Source organism: Paenibacillus doosanensis, assembly GCF_025060755.1.
Lineage (GTDB): Bacteria > Bacillota > Bacilli > Paenibacillales > NBRC-103111 > Paenibacillus_S > Paenibacillus_S doosanensis.
Genome location: NZ_JANYUY010000011.1, coordinates 104,114 through 128,678 on the forward strand (window position 1 = coordinate 104,114; position 24,565 = coordinate 128,678).

The following is a 24,565-nucleotide window of genomic DNA, read 5'->3' on the forward strand; positions in this document are numbered from 1 at the left end:
AAATCATAATATCATAAGTGGCCTAGGTTAGCGATATCCTTTTCAATTTTTTTGCCGTTTGCGGGTTGCGGTTTCTTTCCCTTCTCGATACGATCGCCCGTTGAAGCGCGATGAAGGCGAACAGCAGGAAACCGATGACGATTTTGGTCCACCAGGAGCTCAGCGTTCCTTGAAACATAATGATCGTCTGGATGACGCCGGTGCTCAGTACCCCCAGCATAGGGCCTACGACAAAGCCGAAGCCTCCGGTCAGCAAAATCCCGCCGATGACGCAAGCGGCAATCGCATCCATCTCTCCCCCCATTAAATGAAGCCCGTAGCCGGACAGCATATAGAATGTAAACACGATGCCGCTCAGCGCCGAGCAAAACCCGCTCAGCGTGTAAACCGCCAGCTTGGTCGCGTACACGGGAAGCCCCATCAATTCGGCGGAACGCTCGTTGCCCCCGATCGCATAGACGTTTCTGCCGAATGCCGTATACCGGGATACGTAGACGGCGGCGGCGACGGTGATGAGCGCAATGACGACGCCGATCGATATCGTCCCTTCGCCAAAAAACGGAATCCTGTAATTGGATATGGCGCTATATGTGGGGTTATCGATAACGATGCTCTCCGGGCTGATTAAAAAACAGGTGCCGCGCGCCAAAAACATGCCGCCAAGCGTAACAATCCATGGATGAATATGAAACTTGCAGATGAGATAGCCCTGCAGCAATCCGAATACGGTGCCCAATATCAAGACGGCGGGCATGACGACAAACGGATGTATGCCCGCTTGCAGCATGATGGCCGAGATCACGCTGACCAAAGCGATCAAGGAAGCGACGGACAGATCGATCCCGCCTGTAATGATGACGAAAGCCAGGCCCGTAGCTACAATAATAAGAAACGCGTTATCGACAAACAAGTTAAGAAAGACTTGCATGGAGAAAAAACTGTCGAATAACGCGGAGCCGATCGCATACAACGAGCAAAAGAGGACGATTGTAGCCAGAATGGTGATGTTGGAGGAGGTAATTTTAAGCGGCAGCTTCATTAACAAGCACCTTCTTCCCCGTTTTTTTGCGAATCATACCGCTGAATATATCCCTGAGCACATCGGATTGAATCAAGCTGATGAAAATGATAACGACCGCTTTGACGACCATGACCGATTCGGAAGGGACCCCTAGCGTATAAATCGTCGTTGTCAACGTTTGGATAAATAGCGCTCCCAGCACGGTGCCGCCCAGATAGAAGCGTCCTCCGCGCATCGACGTTCCTCCGATGACGACGGCCAATATCGCATCGAGCTCGAACCATAAGCCCGCATTGTTGGAATCGGCCCCGGTAATGTTGGAGCTGACGATAATGCCTGCGAGGGCCGCGCAAAAACCGCAAATGACGTAAACCGTAATCATAATGCGCGTGGAGTGAATGCCAGCGAACTCGCTGGAAACGCGATTCGCCCCGACCGCCTCGAGAAACAAGCCGAAAGCGGTCTTGCGGGTGATTGCATACAATAGGATAAACACCGCTGCAGCCAATATGACTGCGAAGGGCAAGCCCAGCCAATAGCCGCCGCCGACAAAACGGTAAGCAGGGTTAGAGATCGTAATGATTTTCCCGCCGGAAATCAGCTGCGCAATCCCCCGACCAACGGTCAATAAAATCAGCGTTGCGATCATCGGTTGAATTTTCAGCTTGGCGACCAGCAGCCCGTTCCACAGGCCGCACAATACGCCGATTCCCAGACCTGCGATCAAAGCGACGATAAACGGAAACTGCTTTTGCAAGAGAAATGCCGCCATGGAAGCGGCAATCGCCAGCACCGAGCCGACGGAAATATCGATCCCTTCCTTGGCGATGACGAGCGTCATGCCCAGCGATATAATTAAAATCGGCGTGCCGCGATTCAATATGTCGATGAGGCTGCCGAATAAATGCCCGTCTTGCAGGCGAATATGGAAAAATCCAGGCGTGAATAGCGCATTGAACAACAGGATCAGAGCAATCCCTATAGACGGCCATAACAGCTTCAATCGCGCTGCGTTAATATACATGCTCTTGAATAGATTCATCCTGGATTCCTCCTTCCGCGATCATCTGCATAATTTTTTGCTCGCTGATCTCATGACCCGTCAGTTCCCCGATAATATGGCGGTCCCGCAATACGATAATCCGGTCGCAGCAGCTTACGATCTCCTCCCACTCGGAAGTAATCATCAATATCGTCATCCCTTCGGCGGCCAGCGACAAGATCAGCTTGCGAATTTCCGCCTTCGAGCCTACGTCGATGCCGCGCGTCGGCTCATCCAAGATGAGCAGCTTAGGATTCGTGGCCAGCCACCGGGCCAAAATCGCCTTCTGCTGGTTTCCTCCGCTCAATTGATCGATTCTTTGCTCCATATCGGATGCCTTAATCCGGAGCAGGTCCATATAATAAGCGGCTATTTCCTGCTGCTTGCGCAGTGACAGATTATTCAAGAAGCCGCGCTTGGCCTGCAGCGCCAATATTATGTTTTCCCGGACCGTCAATTCCCCGACGATGCCCTCCACCTTGCGCTCCTCGGGGCAAAAGGCCAACCCGCGTTCAATCGCCTTCTTGGGGAACATGGCGCGGATCTTCTCGTTATCGATAGTAATGACTCCTTGATCGGCCTTATCGATACCGAAGATGAGCTTGGCCATTTCGGTGCGTCCCGATCCCAGCAAACCGGCTAGGCCCAATATTTCCCCTTTGCGGACGGAAAGGTCGAACGGCTCAATCGATCCCCGGCGGCCTAGCCGGGACACCGTTACCCAATCTTCCCCTTTCTTAAGGCGGGAGACCTTGCTTGTCTGCTCCTCCTCATTCCAATCCCGGCCGATCATCTTGGAAATCAGCTGGATTCTCGGCAGCTCCTCCGTCTCGTACTCGCCGACAAGCTCGCCGTTGCGAAGCACGGTGATGCGGTCGGACACCTCGTACACTTGATCCATGAAATGGGTTACGAATACGATGGCCATTCCTTCTTCCTTAAGCTGCCTCATAATCCGGAACAGCTCCTTCACCTCCTGCTGATCCAGACTGGAGGTAGGCTCATCCAAGATGAGCACCCCGGATGAAATGTCGACGGCCCGCGCTATCGCGACCATCTGCTGGATCGCGACGGAGTATTCGGACAACGGTTTGGTTACATCCAGATGAATGCTCAGCCGCTCCAGCAGATCCGCCGCCTTGCGGTTCAATGCCTTCCAGTCGACGGCACCGCCGAAGGATCTCGGCTGGCGGCCGATGAATAAATTTTCCGCCACCGATAAATTGGGACATAGATTGACTTCCTGATAGACGGTGCTGATCCCGAAGGCTTGCGCGTCCTTGGGCGATCGGATGCGTACCTCGCGGCCGTTCAGGGCAACGGTTCCGCCGTCCATTTCATATACACCTGTCAAAACTTTAATCAAGGTGGATTTGCCTGCGCCATTCTGTCCCATCAAAGCATGGATCTCACCTGTTCTAAGTTGAAAATCCACATTCGTTAAAGCTTTGACACCCGGGAAATACTTGCTTACCCCGTTCATAACTAACACCGGCTTCTGCATGGAACTCCCACTCCTTTACTCGAACTGTGAACCGAAAGACGAAATCAAGAGCGGGGCTCCGCTCCTGATTTCGTTTTCGCGAAAATCAATCAATATTTGCGGTTAGGCAAAGCGTCGATCGCTTTCTGGCCGGAGAATACTTCTTCGTTGGACTTGATCCATTTCGGCAGCTGTTTGCCCGCTTTCACATCTTTGGCCGCCTGGAACAATTGAGGCCCGAGCAGCGGGTTGCATTCGACGACGGTGTTCAGCTTACCGGCTTTGATCGCTTCGAACGCTTCCTTAATGCCGTCGACGGAAACGATCTTGATGTCGCTCCCCGGCTTTTTGCCCGCTTCTTCAATAGCTTGAATCGCGCCCAAAGCCATGTCGTCGTTATGCGCGTACACGCCCTGAATATCCTTGCCTTCAGGCGATTTCAGAATCGCCTCCATAACCTGCTTGCCGGTAGCGCGAGTGAAGTCGCCGCTTTGCGATTTGACGATTTTGATGTTCGGATGATTCTTCATTTCATCGTCGAACCCTTTCTTACGGTCTATCGCCGCGCTCGCGCCGACCGTTCCTTCCAGCTCGATGATATTGCCCTTATCGCCGAGATGCTCCGCCATCGCCTTGGCGGCATTCTGGCCTTCCAGAATAAAATCGGAGCCGATAAAGGAAGTGTAGAGATCCTCATTCTTCTTGTCGATGCCCCGGTCGACCAGGATCACCGGAATTTTAGCGTCCTTGGCTTCCTTCAGCACGGCTTCCCAGCCCGTTTCCACCACGGGAGCCATAGCTATTACATCGACCTTCTGAGCGATAAAAGAACGGATGGCTTTAATTTGATTTTCCTGCTTTTGCTGGGCGTCGGAAAACTTCAGCTCGATGGTCGAATCCGCCTTGGCCGTATCCTGGATCGATTGCGTCTCCGCTCCGCGCCAGCCGCTCTCTGCGCCGATCTGCGAGAAGCCTACGACAACCTTATCGCTGGCGGGCTTGGCCGGCGGGGCCTCCGTCGACTTGGACGTTTCCGGCGCTTTCGGCGTTGCTGTCGTTTCCGTTGCTTTGGCTCCGCAACCGGTAACAAGAGAAATTAATACGGCTGCGGTGACAAGTGCCCCCATGAAATTTTTTCTTTGTGCCATTGCATTTCCTCCTCCAAATGAGTAATTACATAATGATTGTAATATTTGGTAACGGCAAGCGTCTTTACACGCAAAAGTCATTTTTTGCTTTATTCCGGCGTACGCCGTTCATGGTACAGGCCGCGTACGCCGGAAGCTAGTTTATTGCAATATTCGCTGAGCGACAATAGCCAAATCTTCGATACCGATCTTGTTGTCGCCATTCAAATCGGCGTGTTTGATCTGTTCCCAATCCGCGTCTGCGGATGTCTTCCCGTAAGCGGCGGCGACGATGGCCAAATCGGCGATCGTATACTTGCCGTCCCCGTTCGTATCTCCCGGCATACGAGTAATGACGCTGTTCAGGAAGGCGTCCAGCGCCTGCTGCAGGTCGGTTATAGCCTGCCCGACCTCTTGCTGCCCAGCCGCCGGGTTATCTGCGACGGCTTGCGCCCGATGGATCGCCGCCATCAGCACGGCCTTGGAGCCGGCGGGATACTGGCCTGCGTTCGTCCCCTCGACCGCATTCTCGTGCTTCTCCAGCGCTGCGGCAATCAGCTGCCGCAATGCCGCTTTGTCCGCGGAGGCGGCAATGTGCAGGCTATGAGCGACGCCCGGGAACGGCGTCTCAACGCCATGATTGTCGGCCAGGATGGCTTTGGATAACGTGATGACCGTGCTTGCCGTTTGATCGGCGGATTTCGCTCTCCAGTTCAGCTTGAGCAAGCCGGCATTGAGATCGCCCGCTCCCAAATTCGCCGTAATCAAGCGGACCTGACCCGGAGCCTGCGATTGTCCGACCACTTTAAGCCCGTCCTTCAGCTCTTCCACACCCGTATATTCCACCCGATCCGGGTCGTACGTGACGGTTAAATCCTGCGCGTATACGGATTGGGTGACACCGGTTAAACCGAGCTCCAGCGCAAACGGCTCCTCCGCCCGGACCGAATCCGGCCCGGTCAACGTTACCGCCGGCGTATTTCCCGGCTCCGGCGCTTCGGCCTTCTGCCGGATAACGATGGCGTCGAGCTCGTAGTATCCGGTGCCTTTCATGAACGTAATCGTGTTGCTGCCTTCGTTCAGCGCTACTTGGATCGGAGCGGCCATAAACCGTCCCCATCCGCGGGTTCCTTGGAATTTATACGTCTGCTCCTTGCCGTTGACGATAATTCGGCCTGTAGCCGCCTGGTAGTCGCTGCCGTTGGCAAACCAGACGTCCATATCGTACGTGCCGGCTGCGGGAACGGCAATGTCGCTAAACTTCACATAACTGTCCTCGTAGTCGATGCTGCCGACATAGCTTTTGCCGGAGGCATATTCGTTGTTGGTATTCACCTTCGCCTTATAAATCTCGGCCTGCTCCGCCTCGTACTGAGCATGGGCGGCCTGCTCCGGCTTCTCCGTCACTTCCGGGAAGTAAGTGACCCTCAGATTCTCCGCCCCGTACGGCACCAAGGTGATGTCCTCGGTCGGCTCCGTCGAGAGCAGCGGTCCGACCGGTGGCTCCGCCGCTTCGACGCGGTTGGCCGACTTGCCCCATGACGGGATTTTCTTCGCCTTCGCAATCAGCTTGACCGGACTTGTCGCTTGAATAAACGGATTATCCGGCATCGGTCCCTGAACGACCTGAATCGAAGCTTCCGGATGCTCACGGTCGATGAGCAGCCCGTAATTCCAAGGCGTCTTCGACAGCACGCGATATTGATTGAATCCGAGATCGGCCGCATTAAATCCGGGCTCAGCGGAGATCGGGCTCGATTCCACTTGCCAATCTTCTTCCATTTGCAGCGAGAACACGAGCGGGCCGCGTTCGATGCCGACGGAATTGTTCACCCATGCGGACGTCTTCAGCTTCATCGGCACCGTCAGCACGACCTTGTCTCCCGTGCTCCAGGTTCTGTCGATCGTCATATATTCCCCGGCTTTAACCGCCGGCTGCGCTTGGCCGTTGACGGTGACGCTCGGCGCGTCCGCCCAAGCCGGAATCCGAAGCTTAAGCGGGAATTGGACGGGAGCCGATGTATTCACCTCAAAACCGATTTGATCCTCAAACGGATAATTCGTCTGTTCTTCGACAGTGACATCCGCCTGTTTGATCCGTGTCGATACGCGGCTTGGTCCGTAGGCGATAATGCCGAGGCCTCCGTCCGTCGTGGCGGCCCACATATTTTTCACAAAATACGGCCAGCCCATATGCATATTAAACCGGCAGCATGGATAACCGGAAACCGGCGAAGGCATCGTGCCGTTATTATAATTTTGCTTGTAGCCGTGATCCGCCAAATTGCTCTCTACCTGATTGGGCAAAGAATAATATTGATGCAGCTTCAGATCTTTATCCATCGCACCCGGCAGCGAGTTGAAGCTGATCTTCTCCAGCGCGTCGCCGATGCGCGGATCGCCGATAATCATGGCCGCTTCCTCGTTGCTCTGCATCCGCTCGGTAATGGCGCACAGCTCGACGCCTTGCGTGGAGGCGATGCCTGCCAGCATCTCGGTGCCCGAAGGCATGCCCGTAATCTGATCATGATCGGACAAGTTGGCGACGCCCGCTTGGAAGGCATCGCGGTCAACGGTACTATGCGATCTTTGATAATAAATGGTCGGCATTTTGATCGCTTCGTTCACGTTGACGGCATGAACCGGCTGGAAATCGTTGCCGAAATTTTGGAATCCGTCGTTCGTAAACGTATCGGTGTGCGGATACCCCTGCTCGGCAAGCAGATCGGCCAGCTGCAGCAGGAAAGCGTCCTCCGTACGGTTATACAGCCAGAGCACGGTGTCGATGTTGTCGCCGACGCGCATTTTCCCCCAGTCCCGAAGCGGTCTGTCCGGCAGCGATGCGGCTTGATAGTGGAAATAACGGGTCATGAACGGAAGCACGCGGGCGTCATGCGACGCTTCGTAGTAGTCCTTCATCACGTAAAGCGCTACCATGCGCGGCCACCAATCGTCATTGCCGGCAGGCCCGAAGGAGCCGTCGGCGTTTTGGCTCGCCAAGATCGCCTCGATCCATTTCTGCGACTTGGCAATTAAGTCTTTGTCCTTCAGCGTGTAAGCCAGAGGCACAAGCCCCTTCAAATAGTAAACCGGCCGCTCCCAGTCGGAATCCGGGGCCGTGCCACCAAGCCAGGCCGCATTCGTTCCCAGCTCGCCGTACAAATCCTCGGCATAGCCTGTCGCGCCGTCCCGCTGCAGCTCAAGCTGCTTGAGCAGCCATCCTTTCGCTTCTACGCTGCCCAGCGGAAGCGGAATAAACGGCGTTTGCACGAGCGGCTCCTTGTTTCCCACCGGCTCGGCGAACTTCGGCTCCGGCACCGCATATTCGCTCGCGATAAAATGATCGAACATCGGCTGCGAGCGGTAGCTTCTGAGGCCGACGCCGCCTTTGGCATACTTCCCGGCACTATCGTCGGTATAAATAAGGAGAGGCTTCTGCGAGTCGTTCACATACACCTTGATCTCGTCTCCGAACGTAACGACCTTCATATGGTAATAACGATTAAAATCGATGCTGTCGAACGCTTTGACCGACTTCAGCGGCTGCCAGTTATTGTTCATGCGGCCGAGGGTTATTTTCCCGTCGCCGCTTAAACCCGCATAATAGCCCTGCACGTTGTCGGTGCCCGGCTTGGCGCTCTGCACCTTGAACAGCAGGCCGGCATCCCCCGTGCCCGTATCGCTCGACAGCTTAAGATCGGCCTCCAGCGTCATATCGGCGAATTGAACGTCCTGAGCCAAAATTTTATACCCGTCGCCCTTGTTAACGGTGATCGCTCCGGACTGCAGCTTCCAATTTCCGTCAATGATGTTCCAACGGGTTATGACCTGATTCTGAGCGGCATTGAAATCATCGGCGAACAACGTATCTCCCCCCGTCGACTTGACCGTCACATTATCATAGGAGGGCACGGAATTATACATTCGCACTCCGACGCTCCCCTCGGCGTACGCCGTATCCGTCTGCTCCAATACTAAAACATCGTCAAGATATACGCTGATTTGACTGCCGACGGCGGAAATTTTCAACCTGTAGCTCATATTCGGATTGATTGTAACGGAGGCGCGCTTCAGCTCGGTCCAGCTGTTATTCATCCGGCCCAGCATGACGGAGCCCGATCCGGAAGCGGTAATGCCGGCGTAGTATCCCCGCACGTTATCGGCTCCCGGCGTCGCGCTTTCCGTTCGGAACAGCAATCCGGCATCGCCGGTGCGGTCGGCCAGCGCAATGTCGGCTTCCAGCGTAAAATCCTTGAATTTCCGGTCCTTCGCAATCGCTTTATATCCGAGTCCTTTCGGAACGGTAAGCTTTCCCGCATCGATGGACCACGGCCCTTCGATTGCCTCCCAATTGTCGTTGATCGATACTTTGTCAAAATGATCGGCAAAATACTCGGGAACCGGCCCGATCTCTTCCGCCTGCGCCTGGCAGGGAGCAAGCAGCGTCATATAAATCGCGAGAACGAGCAGCTGAACGAGCGCTATTTTCGCTTTTCTCATACATGGCACCTCTATTGAATTCAGAATGTAACCCGGCGTTGCCGTCATAATCCTCATTGTCCGGCCAAACGCCCAACCTTCTCCTGCAGCTCGAGCGGATCTATCATATGGAAGGTATCCAGCACGAAGCCGTTCTTATCGATCAGAAACACCGTGGGCAGCGCATGGAGCTGATACAGATCCGCGGCATGCTTATGCTCATCCAGCAATATCGGATACGAAAGCCGGTTATCCTGTATGAACTTCTCCATATTTTCCGGCTTTTCCTCGGTGAACACATTAATGCCGAAAAAATCGACCTGATTCTTGTATTGCTCATACAGCTTTCTAATCATGGGTACTTCAACGGAGCAGGCCTCGCACCAGCTGGCCCAAAAATGAATGACAAGCGGCTTCTCCCTTTTGCCCCCGATCGAATAATAGGCTCCGTTCGTCGCTTTCAAAGTAAAGGCGGGCGCCTTCACATCGTCCGGCCCCGGCTTTCCCTTGGATTCGGCGAGCCGAATAATGTTCTCCAGCTTATGAAAGTCCAGACGCTGTCCGTCGCCGGAAACAGGCTCGGCGCTTCCGCTGGACATGCTGAAATAAAATGGAAAAAAGCTGAGTATGGCCAAGCCGATGAACAACCCGATCATCTGTTTCAATGCAACCTCTCCCTTGAAGCTTTTGTCGGAGCTGCCGATTCGATGCGATGGACGAAAAACGGCTCCCCGCAGGTCATCCATAAGGAAACAGATAAGGTATCTTGCGAAAAGATACCTTATCTGCGCAATTCGTTTTATTCCAAAATCTTCTGAGCGAGCGTCGCCAAGTCTACAAGATCGACGATGCCGTCATTGTTAATATCCGCCTCTTGATACTGCTCCCAATCGGGATCGGTCGATTTTTTGCCGTAAGCGGCGGCTACGATAGCAAGGTCGCCTACGGAGAACTTGCCGTCGCCGTTAACGTCGCCGGAGTGAGCCGTGTTGACCGAGTGGATGAACGTTTGCAGAGCCGCATTCAGCGCGACGATTGCTTGCTCCACTTGTTCCTTCGTCGCTTGCGCGTCGTTATAGACGGCGAGCGCCTGATCGATCGCTGCTTGCAGCGCCGCTTTGGAGCCCGGCTTGTATTGACCGACGGCATTGCCTTCCGTTGCTGCGTCGTGCTTGCTTTGAGCCGTAGCGATCAGCGAGCCCAGCGCGCTCTTGTCTACGCCCGCTGTAATGCGAACGCTCAGCGATGCCGGCTCCAGCTCCGTTTCATTCCCCTGCCCGTCGGCGACGATAAGCTTGGATAGCGCAATCGTGCCGCTTGTCTCCGCTCCCGAGTCTTTCGCTTTCCATTGAAGCTTGAACAGCTCGCCGGAAGCGTCCGCTCCGCTTACATTCGCCGTGATCAGCCGGACATGTCCGGGCTCGGCTTTCTTGTCGACGATGATCCATCCGTCCTTTGCGCTGCTCGCCGATACGAAGTCCAACCGGTCCGCGTCATAGGTGAAGTTCAAATCTTGCGCATAGACGGTTTGCGTAACATTGTCCAGACTGACCGCCGTCTCGAACGGCTGGCCGCTCACTACGGATGCCGGTCCTGTCAGCGAAGCCGCAGGATCGTTCGTTACGGGAGCGGTGGCGAAGTAATCGAACTTCGCTTGAATCGAGGTAGCGTCCGTAGAAAATGCGTAGAAGCCTACTTTCAGATTGGACAACTGCACGGTCATCGGATCGGCTGCCGGCTTCCAGGCGGAGCCGTCCCAGTAATACGTGGTATAGACGTTGCCCACCTTGCGGATCTGCAAATAGGACGTGTCGTATCCCGGATGAAGAGCCATATTCGTCGCTTTGCTATATTTCGCGTTTTTCTCGTAAGCCGACTCCAGCGATTTGCCCGTCGCTCCCTGCGTATCCCATACATGGCCGAACCTGACGTAATTATCCTCGTTCTGCCAAACGATCAGACCGGCCTGCTGGAAGTTTCTCCTTACCGGGGCGGTTACTTTCGTCGTGATGATGAAGTCGCCGTCAGGCGCATTTTGCAAAAAGACGTTTTTAATCGCATTCGAGCTCTCGTAGCTGTCGCCGTTTTGCGTCTGGATCGTCAGATTGCCCGGATTGGAGTTTAAGCTCCAATAGTCGTTGTTCGGGCGGTAAATGCTCCAAGCGTCGTTCAGCGTCGTGCTGTCGAAGTTGTCGACGGCAGCGCCCTTCGAAACCGGATCGTGAACTAGCGTGAACATGAGCTCCTGCTCCGAAGACAATTGATTCAGCGCTTGCTGATAATCGCTTGAAGTCGAGCCGCTCGCCGCAAGCACTTGTTTGGCCGACTCTATAACGCTATGGAAACGGTCCAGCGCGTCTTGAGGATATTGACCCGGCTTATCTCCCGCCTGGAGCTTGCTGTAAAATTGTTCGGCGGATTGAATGCCGTTCGACAAATCTTCGTTGTTAGTCGTACCGATCAATTCGCGGTGCGCTTTGGCAATACGATCGAAGTCCAGCTTCTCCACTTTGCGGTCGTACGACAACAAACCGTTAATTTCATATTCCACGTCGGAAATTTGCGTATAGATTGCTGCGCTCAAGCCGGGACTCGCTTTCAGATTTTTCAATTGATTGATGAAATCGATGTATTTATCCGTAATTTCCTTCTTGTCTTTCATTTCCTGATACGAGAATACGAGCGGGCTCCACTCATGTCCCGGCGTATGCAGACCGAGACCGCCGTATTCGCCCAAGACGGCCGCACGGGTATCCGTAGGCGTAGGAGCATTCGGAGCAGGGTACGAGTGCATGTCGACGAGATCGCCCGTTCCGGAATCCTGCCAGCCGCTTGCGTTATTGATCAGGCGTGTGGAATCGAGGCTCTTCACATAATTGACCGCGTCCTTCGTCTGCTGGCCGCCCCAGTCGAACTCTCCCCAGCCTTCGTTAAATACGGTCCATTCGATGATCGACGGCGCGCTGCGCAGCTGATCGACCATCTCTTTATATTCCTTGAGCCATTGCGTTTTGGCGGCTTGCGTAATATCCGATCCGTGGTTGCCCTGACGGTCCTCCAGACTCGGCATATCCTGCCAGACGAGCACGCCGAGCTTATCCGCCCAGTAATACCAGCGGGCAGGCTCTACTTTAATATGCTTGCGGATCGTGTTCATGCCGATGCGCTTCACAGTTTGAATATCGAATTTCAACGCGTCGTCGGTCGGAGCCGTATAAATGCCGTCCGGATAAAAGCCTTGATCCAACGGCCCCATTTGGAAGACGAATTTGCCGTTGAGCAGCGGTCTTGTAATTCCGTCGACCTTGCCGAGCTTAATTTCCCTCATGCCGAAATAGCTGCTGACTTGATCGACCACTTGATCGCCGTTTTTCAATTGAACCTGCAAATCGTACAGGAACGGATCGTCCGGAGACCAAAGTCGCGGATTAGGAACCGGCAGCTTGAGCTCTTCTCCCGCAGGGCCGCTGATTCTTCCCGCTTCCTGGCCGTCCTTGATGGCCACCGCTTCGACCGTAAGACCTTGGGCCGGCTCGGCAGGGACGGTTAATTTCAATACCTGATCCTCAATGTCGGGCGTCATATCCAGCTTTTCGATATGAGCTGCCGCCACAGGCTCCAGCCATACGGTTTGCCAAATGCCGGATACGGACGTATACCAGATGCCGCCCAGCTTTTTCACCGTTTGCTTGCCGACGGCCTGATCTTCGCCCGTGTCCGTATTATCCAGTACTTGAACGATCAGCTCGTTATCGCCGGGCTTCAGCTGATCGGTAATGTCGAAGCTGAACGAAGTATAACCGCCCTTATGCGTGCCGACCTGCTGTCCGTTAACGTACACCGTCGCCAAATAGTCGACAGCGCCGAAATTCAGCTTCACCCTTTGACCGCTCCAATCGCTCGGAACCGTGAAGCTGCGTTTATACCACATCAGGTTTTCAACGCGATGAATGCCGGAGAGCACGGATTCCGCAGCGAACGGAACGAGAATTTTTTCCTTCAAGGTTTGCCCCGCAGGAACGGCCTCTCCCGCTTTGGCCGATTGAAACTCCCATTCGCCGTTCAAATTTTGCCATTGATTCCGCACCAGCTGCGGTCTCGGATATTCCGGCAGCACATTTTCCTTCGTCACCTGACTCGCCCATGGCGTCATAATTTGATACTTGGATTCGTTCTGAAGCGACTTGTCAAAAGCCGGAACGACCGTTCCGTCCAGGGCTTTCAGACCGCCCTGCCCGTCATAGCTTGCGCTGACGAGCCATACATCCTTCGAATAAACGGGATTTTCGAAGGTCAGAATTAGCGTGCTGTCGTCGCCCGGCTTCAGCGACGCCGAAGCGATCGGCCAGTTCGTGCCCATCACTTTTATCTTCAGATGATCGACCAATCCGCCCGGAAGCGCTTGAACCGCCTGGTCGAGCTTCACTTCAGCCGTGGCGCCGTCCACGGAAATTTTACCCCCGTAGGAGAACCCGCTAGGCGGAGTTAATGCTTCCGTCGGAACGGCGGATTTGGACACAGACGGGCTGGACCAGCGCAGGTGAATATTCGAGCCTCCGGTATCTTCGAAATATTCGACTTTGATTGTATACTTCTGTCCTGCATTCAAATGGATCGGCTTGCCGACCTGCTCCTTATCCCAATCGTTAACCCAATGATCGATAATCAGCTTGTCGTCGACCCAGAGCCGGAAACCGTTGTCTCCGGTAATGTAGAAGGTGTAGTCTTCCGAGTATTCGGGCTCGATAAACCCGGTCCAGCGCACATTGACTTTATCCTGCTGTCCGGTAAGAATACCGAATGCGGTCTCCAGGCTGCCGAAGTCCAAATTCGGGTCCAGCACCGTCGACTTCAGTGTGCCGAAGTTAAACAGCGGTGAGCCCGAATTCGTATAATACTCCCCTTTTAACCCGTGAACGGCGGAATCGGGAAGCCCCTCCGCAGCTTGCGCCGACGGGGATAGCATACCGCCTGTCGATAACGCAGCGACGGTAGTCGCCACAACAAGCAGCTTGCTTATCTTTCGCTTTAGCTTCATCTTTCTGCATCCTCCTTGAGCTTTAAAATAATATAGGCAGGGGGAGACCGGCCGGCGGCCTCTCCCGTGCTTTAACATGGGATTCCCAATGGCGCTTCACACCGTTCGCCACTCTCAATGATCCAGTGTCATGCTGGCGGCAATAACTGCTAAATCGGCAATATCAATTTTGTTATCATGGTTGATGTCCGCCTTTTTGTATAAATCCCAGTTCGCGTCTGCAGACGTTTTGCCATAAAAGGCAGCGGCTATTGCCAAATCTCCAATGGTGTATTTTCCATCTCCGTTCAGATCGCCCTGAAGCACAATAACCGAATTCATAAACGTTTGTACTGCGGCAGTCAAGTCATTCACCGCTTGCTGAACTTCGGTCGGCGTTGCTTGTGGACGTTCGGCAACCGCTCTTGCTTTGTCGATTGCAGATTGCAGAGCTGCCTTGGAGCCTGCGGGATACTGGCCCGGCTGCGTACCTTCTGAAGCTGCATTCAGCTTATTTTGCGCATCGGTGATTAAAGCCAGAAGCGTCTCCTTGTCTACAACCCCTATTTGTACACTGTGAGAAACAGCGGCTACTTGTATTTCATGTCCGGTTTTATCAGCCACGATAGCCTTCGACAGTGTGATCATCGCGATCTGCGATGCGGAGACTGCTCGAGCCTTCCAATGCAGAATCAATTGATCGCCGTCTGCCTCTGAGGCTGGATCGCCTGGACTGGCCACCAGCATGCGGACTTGCCCGGATTTCTCCGCTTGGTCTACAATAACCGTTCCTTTCCTGACCGACTCCGCCGAAATAAACTCCAATTGATTCGGATCATAAGTAAAGGTAAGATCCTGTGCGTATATATTTTGACCGTGTTTCAATTGATAGCCGGTCGTAAATTCGGTTCCTGCGGTTATCGCGTCCGTCCCGTTTAATACCGCTTGCGGCGAAGAAGACTCAACCGGCATTACCGTCAAAGCGGAAGTCGCCTGCATACCGCCAAATGCTGCCGTAATGATCGCTTCGCCCGGGCTGATGGCACGGATCGTACCTTTTCCATCAATGTCAGCTATATTCTTATCGCTGCTGCTGAAGATAACTCCGTCCGTTACCGGCCTCATATCCGTCTCACTGTAGGTGGCGTATACGACAGAAGACACCGTGTCGCCAACCCGCAGCTGTGCAGGAATATTCGCCAATTGAATGGAGAGTAATGGTGCACCTTGCGGCACGGACTTGACTGGGGCGGAATAATCGCTCTCCCCGCTGGAATTAACTGCTGTCGCCACGTAGTAATACGCAGTGCCGTTGGTCAATCCGACATCCGTAAACTCGGTCTGCTTCACTTGTTCAGCTATCCTTGTGAAAGGCCCTTCTGCCGATGATCCCCGGTATAGGTTGTAACTATCCGCACCGTTTAATGGATTCCATGTCAACCGGGTTTGAGCATCGCCGGAAGAAGCGGTTAGTCCTTCAGGCGGCTGCAGCCCCAACTCTCCGAGCCTAGCTAACTCAAACGAATCAAAAGCCATAAAATAGTTCGAGGAATAGCTGTTTTTGCCAACGACTTTGAAATCCAGTTTGGCGCTGTTTCCTTGAATGGGAACATTCCCGAAATCGACGTCGTAGTAGTCGAAGGGCCCGTATGTATCCTTAGGACCTCCATACGCCTTTCCGTCTACATACAACTGAAAAATACCGCGAGTTGCTTCCGACTTGACTCTAGCCTTCATATGATATATTCCTGCCGACGGTACAGGGATAGTGTAAGTAACCGAATCCCCAATAGAGGTTGATTCGAGAATGGCGGCAGCCCCTCCGCTCGCTGCAGATTCATTGTATGTCCGGTAAACGCGACCTGGGGTGCCCTGAGCCTTCAGCGATTCAGCTTCTTCATGCAAGGAAGGCGCCTCTGAGGTATCGGACGTAATATAAATTCTGTAGGCTGCCTTGGGAAGCAGAGGCGGAAGCTTCACAGTCAACGATCCGTTAGCAACGGTATAATCGCCCTCCAGCATCGTGTAAGGCGACATGAGTACCTCTGCGGTAGGAATCATCTCTGCCTTAAGGTGCAGCTTCCCGTTTCGGATTAAATAAGAAGCATTGCTCAGGTGATTCAAATGCAAGGTTATTTCCGCAGGCTCTCTCCAATTTTCACTGCCGATTAACACAACGGAACGATTCATGGCAGGGTCGTGACTGGCCAAAACTTCTATATTGTTTTTATTAGAGGATTCCGCTTTCACTAAACGTCCGGTCATATCTTTATAGGCGTTATACACCCACCAGATGCCTTTGGGTAAAGTGCTGCTGTTTCGATCCGCAAGATCTCCCAGGCTTGCCATAAATTTAGGGTCGTCTCCGACGTAATCCCAAGCCGATTTCAGGCCGTACAGGAGGCCATTTTTCGCGGATCTTTCCAGCCTGGCTATATAGGAGACCGCCATGCCGCTTTCCCATCCGTTAATGTTATTGTACGTACAGCAGCCCTGGTATTCCGTAATGGCGATGGGCATCGGGGTAATGCCGCTCGCGAGCATCCAGTTCTTGATCTCCGCCGTATGCGCTTCAATGTCCAACGCCCCGCCCGATAGCTCATGCCAGCTTAATATGTCGGGCAAGCAGCCTTGCTCTTTGCAGTAGGTAAGAAACTTTTTCAAGAAATCAAAGTTATACGAATCGTCTTCCGGAGCCTGAATTTTCGCCGAAGGATTCAACGCCTTCATTTTATGAGAGGCAACGTTATGCGCTTCCAAATACCTGTTTATGTTTCTGTCCGGACCTGACCACTGCAGCCGGGGCTCGTTCCATGGAATCCAGGAATACACATCATACCCCTTCGTCACCGATTCTTTATAAACGCTTTCTACTACGCTTTCCCAAGTTTTCCAATCCCCATTGTCTCCGGGCCAATAGGTATTGCCCGCTCGGCTGGTGTAATAATAAAGTCCCACCATAAGCTTCGCATCAGTCGCTTTCACCCGGTTATACGTCTTCTCATCGAACAGACTCGGCAAATTCGGGTGATGATCGGCACCTCGTATCGCATTGACCTTAATTCCGTCTATTAAATATTGCGACGGCTTTTCCCCTGATATCCCGTGCAAAAAACCGCTTGCTATTTGCCGGGATGCCCCGTTATCTACCGCATAGTCCACTTCGACCTCATCGGCTGTAACGGCGGCGGCCGGAAGCGGAAGCATCGCTAAACACATCGCCGTCACCATGAGAACGGATAGGAGTCCCCTGATTCTCATTATTTCACTTCCTTTGATTTATTCCTCAATCCGAATGTTCTTGGAGATCAGCAGCTTGTAGATCAGCATTGCCGCTTGCGCCCGGTTCGTCGTTTCTTTCGGATAAATGCCTTGGTTGTAGCCCTCTACGACACCGGAGCCGACCAAAGTCGAAACGCTGCCGACCGCGTAATCGGAGATGTCGCTCACGTCGGCATAGCCTTGCAAAACCGACGCATCCAAGCTGACGGATAGCTTGTTGGCCGCGCGCAGCGCGCGGTCGGTCAGGACGATCATATCTTCCCTGGTCACCGGAGCGCCGGGATGGAAGTTATTGTATTCGTCGCCTTCGGCGATGCCCAAGCTTCTGGCCGCGCCCAAAAGTCCCTCATAATACACGCCCTGCGGCACGTCGTCAAAGCGCTCGCCCGCATTCTCCCGAACCTTGAGCAGCCTCATCAGCAGCACCAAATAATCGGCGCGGGTTACCGGCTGCCCGGGACTGAACGTATGCTCCGACGTTCCGTTTACGATGCCCTTGTCGAACAAATAGGCGATCGCTTCCTTGGCCCAGCCGTAATCGCCGAGATCGTCGAACGGAAACAGGCTGTCGATCGCCAGCGCCACCTTGGATTCCGACGCATGGTCGGTGCTTGTCAGAATCGAATCCAGCAGCTTGACATGATCGATCGCCAGCTCCGTCGTTCCTCCCTGCAGCGCTTCAAAGGTTAACGTATACAAGACCTGATCTCCGTCGTCCCCCATCACTCGGCCGATCCGCGTATGCGCAAGCTGAATATGGTTGTCTGTGACAATGGGGGAGACAGAGAAGCCGGGAAGCTCGGTCGTCGCTCCCTTCAACCTCAGCGCGGTCGGGTCAAAGTTTAAATTCACTTCATAGGCGTAGACATCTTTTAGCTCATGGCCTTTAACAATCACTTCCACATTTTCTCCCTTGGACGGCTTATCCGTAGAAAGCGTAAGGGTAAACGAAGGGGAAGGTTCGTCCGCTGCCGCCGCCGGCATGGCAGGTGCGGCCGCAATGACGAGCAGCGCGACGACAAGACCGCATGTAATGATTCGGGGAAATCTCATAAAGGACAGCTCCTTTCCGCGTATTGCCATGAATGTTATCGTGCTTGCTTCTGTCGGAGCCCTTGCTCAATGACACGTATTGTATCACGACGAAGCCGGGCTTTGGCTGTATGGTCCATGATGCCGATGTAACCGATTGCAAGAGACTGCTGAACAAGAAACGATGCGAAACAGTGAAAAACCCGGTTATACTGCGGCTTTGTCCCCCCTATGCGTTGATTTCGACCTACGTTAAATATAAGTAACTTCCTCTGCGTTGTATTTAGATTAATAAGAAAATTTTTGCTTTATTCGGCCATTTTCCATTTCCAGGGCCGATTTTGATACATTTTGTATAATCCCGGCGAAAACGCAAACAAGCGCCTGTTTCTCGAGGAAACAAGACGCTTGCTCACTGCTGCCGCGCGGGCGATTCGGTTATTTGTTGAATGCTTTGCCCGGATTATCGGGCGTAAAATCGGGATATTGAATACGTTTGGTTTTGCCGTCAGAACCTATGTCTAAAATCCGCACAACAAAAACCCCCCGCCCGACAGACGAATCTGTACGGACGGGGGTATGGCCCTCGTTGTTTAAGTTATAATCCGGATGCCGGGGCTTGTCTCAATGTCGGCCTGACCTTTGACCACAAAGATGCGAACGGTTCCCGACGGCAGCGTCAGGCTAAGCTGAAGCTCCGTTAATTGCGGCGGAATCTGCGGGTTGAAGCGGATTTCCTCCCAGCCCGGCTTGTGCGGCTTCAGCCCGATAATCTCCTCGATCAGCAGCGGAATCGGCGAGCTGGCCCAAGGATGGCACAGGCTCGTGTTCCACTTCTGGTCTTTGCCCCATGCTTCGAAGCAGGTCGTGGCACCCTCCCGAAGCATATTGACCCACGAATGCTCATCCTCGCCGCGAATCAAATCGTACATCAGGGCATATTCCCCCGCCTCGGCCAATGCCTTCAAGACAAAATACGAGAAATAGACGCCGCAGCTAAACCTTTTGTCACGGATCAGCCGAACGATATTCGGCACGCTCTCCCGCTCAGCCAGACCGAACAGCAGCGGCAGCACGTTGGCGTGCAGCGAAGAATGCCTGCTGCCGACCGCATCGACAAACAGACCGGCTTCAGCATCGTAAAATGCCGCTAAGAACGCATCCTTCAACGGAGCGAGATCTTCCTCCGGAAGCCCGAGCTCTTTTCGAATCTCGTTCATCGTTTTTTTGCAGCCGTAGTAATAAGCGTTGACGACATTATGGCAGCCTTCCGTCACAGGCCGGGTCAGAGGAAAATCGTAACCGTCCCGAAGATTGTCCGGCCAGTCGACCAAATTCCATTTTTCCGCAACATGGTACAATAGTCCGGTATGATCCTTGTATTTGTCGAAATAGGCGACAAGCTTCTCGCCGACCGGGGCCATTTCCATCAGGAATGCCAAATCCCCGGTATGCCGATAATACTGCCACAGCTGCATCGGCCACTGGAGCGAGAAATCGGCGATTTCCTGCATAAAATTGCCCGGCGCGACCGCCATCATCCCCGAACAAACGGCCGTGCTTCTCGCAAAGTCTTCGAGCGCTTTCTTAACGAGCCGCGCATCTCCGCTGAGATACATATGCGTGTGCCCGATGACCGTGTTGTCTCCGAGATATTGGCCCTTCTCCCGACTCGGGCAATCGACGAAGTTTTCCTGCGCGCCGTATTTGACACCGTTCGCGCAAATCGACCAGATTTGGTCGAGCACCGGATCGGAGCTGGAGAACCGGCAGCTGCTTTCGTCGAGCGGATAATGACGGACGACGGCCGCGAAGCTGTCCTCGTCGATCGCTTCTTCGGAGCCGAGCACTTCGACGTACCGGAATGCTTTATATTCGTAAAAGGACAGCACGTCCTCGCCGCCGGATAAGGTCCATACTTCCTCATACTTGCAGTTGCAGCGCAGCTCATAGCGAACGCCGTCCCCGTCCGGATTCAGCTCCTCCCCGCAGCGGATCACGATCCTCTCCCCGCTCCCGCCGCAGGCACGCATCGTAAATTGCCCCGTCAGCTCCGTGCCGAAGTCAATGACAAAACGGCCCGCAGACAGCCGCTGTACGGATTGAGGCCGTCTCTCATACACACTGAGCGCCGGAGTCGGCTGCAGCTCCAACTGATGATCCGCAGCGGCGGCGAGCGCCGGGCGTTCCCAATCTGCGTCGTCATACTCCGCCGCCGTCCACCCTTTATGCTCCAGACGACTATCGATATTTTCTAAATATTGGGTATCATAACCGACCGTTTCTTCCCCGATATACTCCTTAGCAGCGGTGCATGTCCAGCTGTCGTCTGTTATCAGGCACAGCCTGCGGTCCGTATACAGCTCGGCAATTAAGCCTTGGCGCAAATCGCCGCTGTTCATCGACCGGTTTACCAAGCCCTGGTAATATACGTGAACCGCTATGACATTGGTCCCCGTCCGCAAATAGGCGGCGATATCCAACCGGTTATAGAAGTAATGGGTCGGATAGCTCTGGGCCGGGCCTTGAGCGACGAACACCCCGTTTACGTACAGCTTGTAATAATCGTCCGCCGATATATTCAACTCGGCTTGCTTAGGCGCATCCGTTAATGTAAACGTTTTCCGAAACAGCGTATGCCGGTTTTTCAATGCATCGGGATGCCGGTGTTCTACCGTGTCCAATTCTTTATGCAGCATCGGCAAAGGCTTAACGCCCGAGAAAATCGGATCTTGAATCCATTGCGCAATCCATTGTTTACTCATGAGCCGCTCCTTGGTATCGTATTTGATCATCGCATCGCGAAAATAAACAAACATGTATACCATACCATAGGAAACGGCCCGGAGCTAGGCAAAATATGAATATGCGATGTATAGAATGCGCAGGGCATTGTTCGCATTCCCGCTTGCTATGCTTTATAGTAATAGTATTACCTAACCGACAGAGCTTTCGGGCGGCTTCGGTTCCTATCTTGTCATTCGGAGTGGAAATCATGTTACGCAAAGCAAAACAATGGGATCTGCCTATTCTATTGATCATATTCCTTTTTATGGTATTGAGTACGCTCGTCATTTATAGCGCTACTTTCGATACAAACTATCAAGGGCTGCACAAGAACAATCTGATCACTTATTTGGTATTATTCGTGCCGATGCTCGGCCTCAGCTTATTGGATTACCGCGTCATCATCCGGCATCTATCCTATATATTATACGGCATTGGCATTTTGCTGCTGCTGATAGTGATGTTTAAAGGGATGGATATTAACGGCTCTCAGCGTTGGCTCGACCTCGGCGCAATGGCTTTCCAGCCTTCCGAGATCATGAAGCTGTTCGTTATTCTGGCATTGGCCAATTGGCTGAAAGCCCGCGACGGACACCCGCTCCGTTTCTTCCGCGATTTGCTGCCTTTGTGCGCCCTCGTAGGCGTTCCGTTCCTCATCGTGCTGAAGCAGCCCGATCTTGGAACTTCCGTCGTATTTATAAGCATACTCATCGGAATGCTGTGGATCGGGAATATCCGCATGAAGCATATTTGCATGGGAATCCTTCTCATGATCGCGATCGGCGCAGGCATCACCGCTCTCTACTTTTATAACATGGAATGGTTTTCCAAAATAGTGAAGCCCCATCAGCTAGACCGGATTCAAACGTTTCTCGATCCAACGGCCGATGCGAACAACAGCTGGCATGTGACGAACTCGATCCATGCGATTGCCGTTGGACAGCTGAAGGGAGAAGGCTTCCTGCAGGGAGCGATGGTCCAAGGAGGATTCATCCCTTACGATTATGCGGACTCTATTTTTGTCGTGATAGGGGAAGAATTCGGGTTTATCGGCGCCTCGGTGCTGCTGCTCCTCTACTTCGTGCTCATTTACCGCATGATTTATTTGTCCAACCGCACGGCGGATTTGGAGGGCAGATACATGATCGTCGGCATCATCTCCATGTTTACGCTGCAAATATTCGAGAACGTGGCCATGCATACGGGACTGATGCCCTTGACGGGAATAGCCCTTCCGTTCGTCAGTTACGGCGGCAGCTCGCTGCTGACGAATATGCTGGCCATCGGCCTGGTGCTCAGCGTTAAACTTCATCGGAACTGAGCGCTTGCGGCCGGTTCTTACGGCAACCCAATATAGGGGAGACTCTCCGGCCCGATAAACGCGAAACCAAATAAGGCCGAAGCTCCCCATATTCGTAAACGAGCCTAAAAACAAATCGGCCCTGCCGCCGTAAGGCGGGCAGAGCCCTCCGTTAAACGAAACCTATGAAGCCTGCCTGCCTATGAAGCTACTTGACGGCTCCTCCGGTTAAGCCTTTGACGATTTTCTCCTGAGCCAGGAAATAGACCAGCAGGATCGGCAGACTGGCGGCCGTGAGCGCCGCCATCAGCGCCGGAACGTTCACCGTGAGCTCCCCGTAAAACTTCTGCATCCCGAGCGGGAGCGTCATATTCTCCGGGCTTGTAATCAAGACAAGCGCAAAAATAAATTCCGTCCATACGTGAATAAAGTTGTAGATGACGATGGTAGCGAGCGCCGGGGTCACCATCGGCAGAATGACGCTCCAGAATATGCGCCGATGCGAGCATCCGTCGATCTCCGCCGCTTCCTCCACCTCCCGAGGCAGCTCGGTCATGAACTGCGTGAGGATAAAGATCGAGATCGGCAGCCCGAAGGCGACGTACGGTCCGATGAGCGCCATCCACGAATCGTAGATGCCCAAATCCTTCGTCAGCTTGAAGATCGGAATCAAGGTCGAGTGAATCGGCAGCATCATCCCCGAGACAAACAGCATAAACAGCGGCTTATTCAGCGCAAAGCGCATCCGGCTCAGCGGATAGCTCGCAAGCGCGGAGAAGATGACGATCAGAAATACCGACAGCACCGAAATAAAAACACTGTTGAGGAAGTAGCTGGACAGCCCTTTTTGAAAAGCCAATACATAATTGCCGAATTGAATCGACGTCACCAGCGTAAACGGGCTTTTGAAAAATTCCTGCTGCGTCTTAAACGACGTCATCACCATATACAGGAACGGATACCCGGTGAACACCAGCAGCACGATGGCGGCAACGTACAAGGGAGCGGAACGGATCGTTTTGAGAGCCATTACAACGCCTCCTTTTTCTTGCGGGCGTACTCCATGTATTGAATAATCCCGGCGGCCAGGAACGCCAGCACAAACATGGTGAAAGCTACAGCGCTCGCAAAGCCCATATTAAAATGAATGAACGCCTGCTTATACATGTAGATCCCCAGCAGCTCCGTAGCGTTGCCCGGTCCGCCGCCGGTCATGATGAAGAAGATGTCGAACGCCTTCAGCGAACCGACGATGGCCAGAATCGAGGAGGTCACGATGGTCGGCACGAGCAGCGGGAAGGTGATCCGGGAGAACCGGTCCCACGGGCCCGCCCCGTCGATCTCCGCCGCTTCGTACAAATCCTCGGAGATGCCGACGATGGCGGCTTTGAACAGGATCATGTAGAACGGAGCGTACTGCCAGACGATGACGATCAATATCGCGGCCATCGCCGTCTTATTTTCGCTGAGCCAGGCGATATTCTCGAACCCGAACAAGCCGATCAGCTTGTTGACGGCTCCGCTGAGCGGATCGAACATAAACACCCAGAGCATCCCGATCGCCACGGTGGACATCAGAAAGGGCATGAAATAAATCGTCTGGAAAAAGCGCAAGCCTCGGATCGCCGAAAACAATAGCAGCGCCATCAGCAGCCCCAGCGGGATTTGCAAAAACACCGAGGACAGCACAACCTTCATATTATTGGCGAGCGAGCTCCAGAAGACCGGCTCGGTAAAGAGCCGGGTATAGTTGGCGATGCCGACAAACGTTTTGTCAGGACCGCCCTTCCAATCGAACAAACTGTAATACAACGTTCCGTAGATCGGGTAGATGATATACAGCAGGTACACGAGAAAGGCAGGAGCTATAAACATGACGATCGTCCATCTCTTATCCCGCAATCGTTGCTTCTTCGCGGCCGTTGCCGCATTTGCCGCCGTCCTCTTCTCCCATTCGGCAATCGAGGTATTCATAGCGTCCACCTCCCCGCTAAA

At 53.6% G+C, this 24,565-nt stretch carries 13 protein-coding genes; 1 reads left to right on the forward strand and 12 read right to left on the reverse strand.

Translation table 11 applies throughout. From position 1 onward, the window contains the following. Nucleotides 1–22: 22 nt before the first annotated feature. From yjfF to N0M98_RS11065, 10 genes are all read right to left on the reverse strand, one after another. A complete protein-coding gene (gene yjfF, locus N0M98_RS11020) occupies nucleotides 23–1,039 on the reverse strand; it encodes a galactofuranose ABC transporter, permease protein YjfF (protein WP_249864783.1) in 1,017 nt (338 codons plus the stop codon). Next, entirely contained in the window at nucleotides 1,023–2,063 is a 1,041-nt protein-coding gene (locus tag N0M98_RS11025; protein WP_259617897.1) for an ABC transporter permease, read from the reverse strand. The genes yjfF and N0M98_RS11025 overlap by 17 nt, the downstream gene beginning before the upstream one ends. Beyond that, nucleotides 2,035–3,567, reverse strand: coding sequence for a sugar ABC transporter ATP-binding protein (locus N0M98_RS11030; RefSeq protein WP_249864785.1), 1,533 nt, complete (start codon nucleotides 3,565–3,567; stop codon nucleotides 2,035–2,037). The genes N0M98_RS11025 and N0M98_RS11030 overlap by 29 nt, the downstream gene beginning before the upstream one ends. Before the next feature lie 89 nt (nucleotides 3,568–3,656). After that, complete coding sequence (locus N0M98_RS11035) at nucleotides 3,657–4,694, reverse strand: ABC transporter substrate-binding protein (protein WP_259617898.1); 1,038 nt, start codon at nucleotides 4,692–4,694, stop codon at nucleotides 3,657–3,659. A gap of 141 nt (nucleotides 4,695–4,835) precedes the next feature. After that, complete coding sequence (locus N0M98_RS11040) at nucleotides 4,836–9,173, reverse strand: 3-keto-alpha-glucoside-1,2-lyase-like domain-containing protein (protein WP_259617899.1); 4,338 nt, start codon at nucleotides 9,171–9,173, stop codon at nucleotides 4,836–4,838. Between the two features lie 53 nt (nucleotides 9,174–9,226). After that, on the reverse strand, nucleotides 9,227–9,808 hold the full coding sequence (locus N0M98_RS11045; RefSeq protein ID WP_259617915.1) for a TlpA family protein disulfide reductase: 582 nt from the start codon (nucleotides 9,806–9,808) through the stop codon (nucleotides 9,227–9,229). Nucleotides 9,809–9,951: 143 nt separating this feature from the next. Next, nucleotides 9,952–14,190 (reverse strand): PA14 domain-containing protein, encoded by a 4,239-nt coding sequence (locus N0M98_RS11050; RefSeq protein ID WP_259617900.1) that lies wholly within the window; start codon nucleotides 14,188–14,190, stop codon nucleotides 9,952–9,954. Nucleotides 14,191–14,304: 114 nt separating this feature from the next. Beyond that, nucleotides 14,305–17,430, reverse strand: a complete 3,126-nt coding sequence (locus N0M98_RS11055; RefSeq protein WP_259617901.1) for a cohesin domain-containing protein — start codon at nucleotides 17,428–17,430, stop codon at nucleotides 14,305–14,307. Nucleotides 17,431–17,448: 18 nt separating this feature from the next. After that, complete coding sequence (locus N0M98_RS11060) at nucleotides 17,449–18,504, reverse strand: S-layer homology domain-containing protein (RefSeq protein ID WP_249864791.1); 1,056 nt, start codon at nucleotides 18,502–18,504, stop codon at nucleotides 17,449–17,451. A gap of 572 nt (nucleotides 18,505–19,076) precedes the next feature. Further along, a complete protein-coding gene (locus N0M98_RS11065; protein ID WP_259617902.1) occupies nucleotides 19,077–21,248 on the reverse strand; it encodes a family 78 glycoside hydrolase catalytic domain in 2,172 nt (723 codons plus the stop codon). Nucleotides 21,249–21,478: 230 nt separating this feature from the next. On the opposite strand from N0M98_RS11065, the gene N0M98_RS11070 reads away from it, so the two are divergent. After that, nucleotides 21,479–22,591: an FtsW/RodA/SpoVE family cell cycle protein gene (locus N0M98_RS11070; RefSeq protein ID WP_259617903.1), complete on the forward strand. Its 1,113-nt coding sequence runs from the start codon at nucleotides 21,479–21,481 to the stop codon at nucleotides 22,589–22,591. A gap of 187 nt (nucleotides 22,592–22,778) precedes the next feature. On the opposite strand, the gene N0M98_RS11075 is transcribed toward N0M98_RS11070, so the two are convergent. Next, entirely contained in the window at nucleotides 22,779–23,600 is an 822-nt protein-coding gene (locus N0M98_RS11075) for a carbohydrate ABC transporter permease (protein ID WP_259617904.1), read from the reverse strand. Then, nucleotides 23,600–24,544: a carbohydrate ABC transporter permease gene (locus tag N0M98_RS11080; RefSeq protein WP_259617905.1), complete on the reverse strand. Its 945-nt coding sequence runs from the start codon at nucleotides 24,542–24,544 to the stop codon at nucleotides 23,600–23,602. Before N0M98_RS11080 ends, N0M98_RS11075 begins: the two co-directional genes overlap by 1 nt. Nucleotides 24,545–24,565: the final 21 nt, after the last annotated feature.

Coding starts and splice junctions, on each gene's coding strand:
- yjfF (WP_249864783.1), bottom strand. CDS start 1,039: ATGAAGCTGCCGCTTAAAATTACCTCCTCCAACATCACCATTCTGGCT.
- N0M98_RS11025 (WP_259617897.1), bottom strand. CDS start 2,063: ATGAATCTATTCAAGAGCATGTATATTAACGCAGCGCGATTGAAGCTG.
- N0M98_RS11030 (WP_249864785.1), bottom strand. CDS start 3,567: ATGCAGAAGCCGGTGTTAGTTATGAACGGGGTAAGCAAGTATTTCCCG.
- N0M98_RS11035 (WP_259617898.1), bottom strand. CDS start 4,694: ATGGCACAAAGAAAAAATTTCATGGGGGCACTTGTCACCGCAGCCGTA.
- N0M98_RS11040 (WP_259617899.1), bottom strand. CDS start 9,173: ATGAGAAAAGCGAAAATAGCGCTCGTTCAGCTGCTCGTTCTCGCGATT.
- N0M98_RS11045 (WP_259617915.1), bottom strand. CDS start 9,808: ATGATCGGGTTGTTCATCGGCTTGGCCATACTCAGCTTTTTTCCATTT.
- N0M98_RS11050 (WP_259617900.1), bottom strand. CDS start 14,190: ATGAAGCTAAAGCGAAAGATAAGCAAGCTGCTTGTTGTGGCGACTACC.
- N0M98_RS11055 (WP_259617901.1), bottom strand. CDS start 17,430: ATGAGAATCAGGGGACTCCTATCCGTTCTCATGGTGACGGCGATGTGT.
- N0M98_RS11060 (WP_249864791.1), bottom strand. CDS start 18,504: ATGAGATTTCCCCGAATCATTACATGCGGTCTTGTCGTCGCGCTGCTC.
- N0M98_RS11065 (WP_259617902.1), bottom strand. CDS start 21,248: ATGAGTAAACAATGGATTGCGCAATGGATTCAAGATCCGATTTTCTCG.
- N0M98_RS11070 (WP_259617903.1), top strand. CDS start 21,479: ATGTTACGCAAAGCAAAACAATGGGATCTGCCTATTCTATTGATCATA.
- N0M98_RS11075 (WP_259617904.1), bottom strand. CDS start 23,600: ATGGCTCTCAAAACGATCCGTTCCGCTCCCTTGTACGTTGCCGCCATC.
- N0M98_RS11080 (WP_259617905.1), bottom strand. CDS start 24,544: ATGAATACCTCGATTGCCGAATGGGAGAAGAGGACGGCGGCAAATGCG.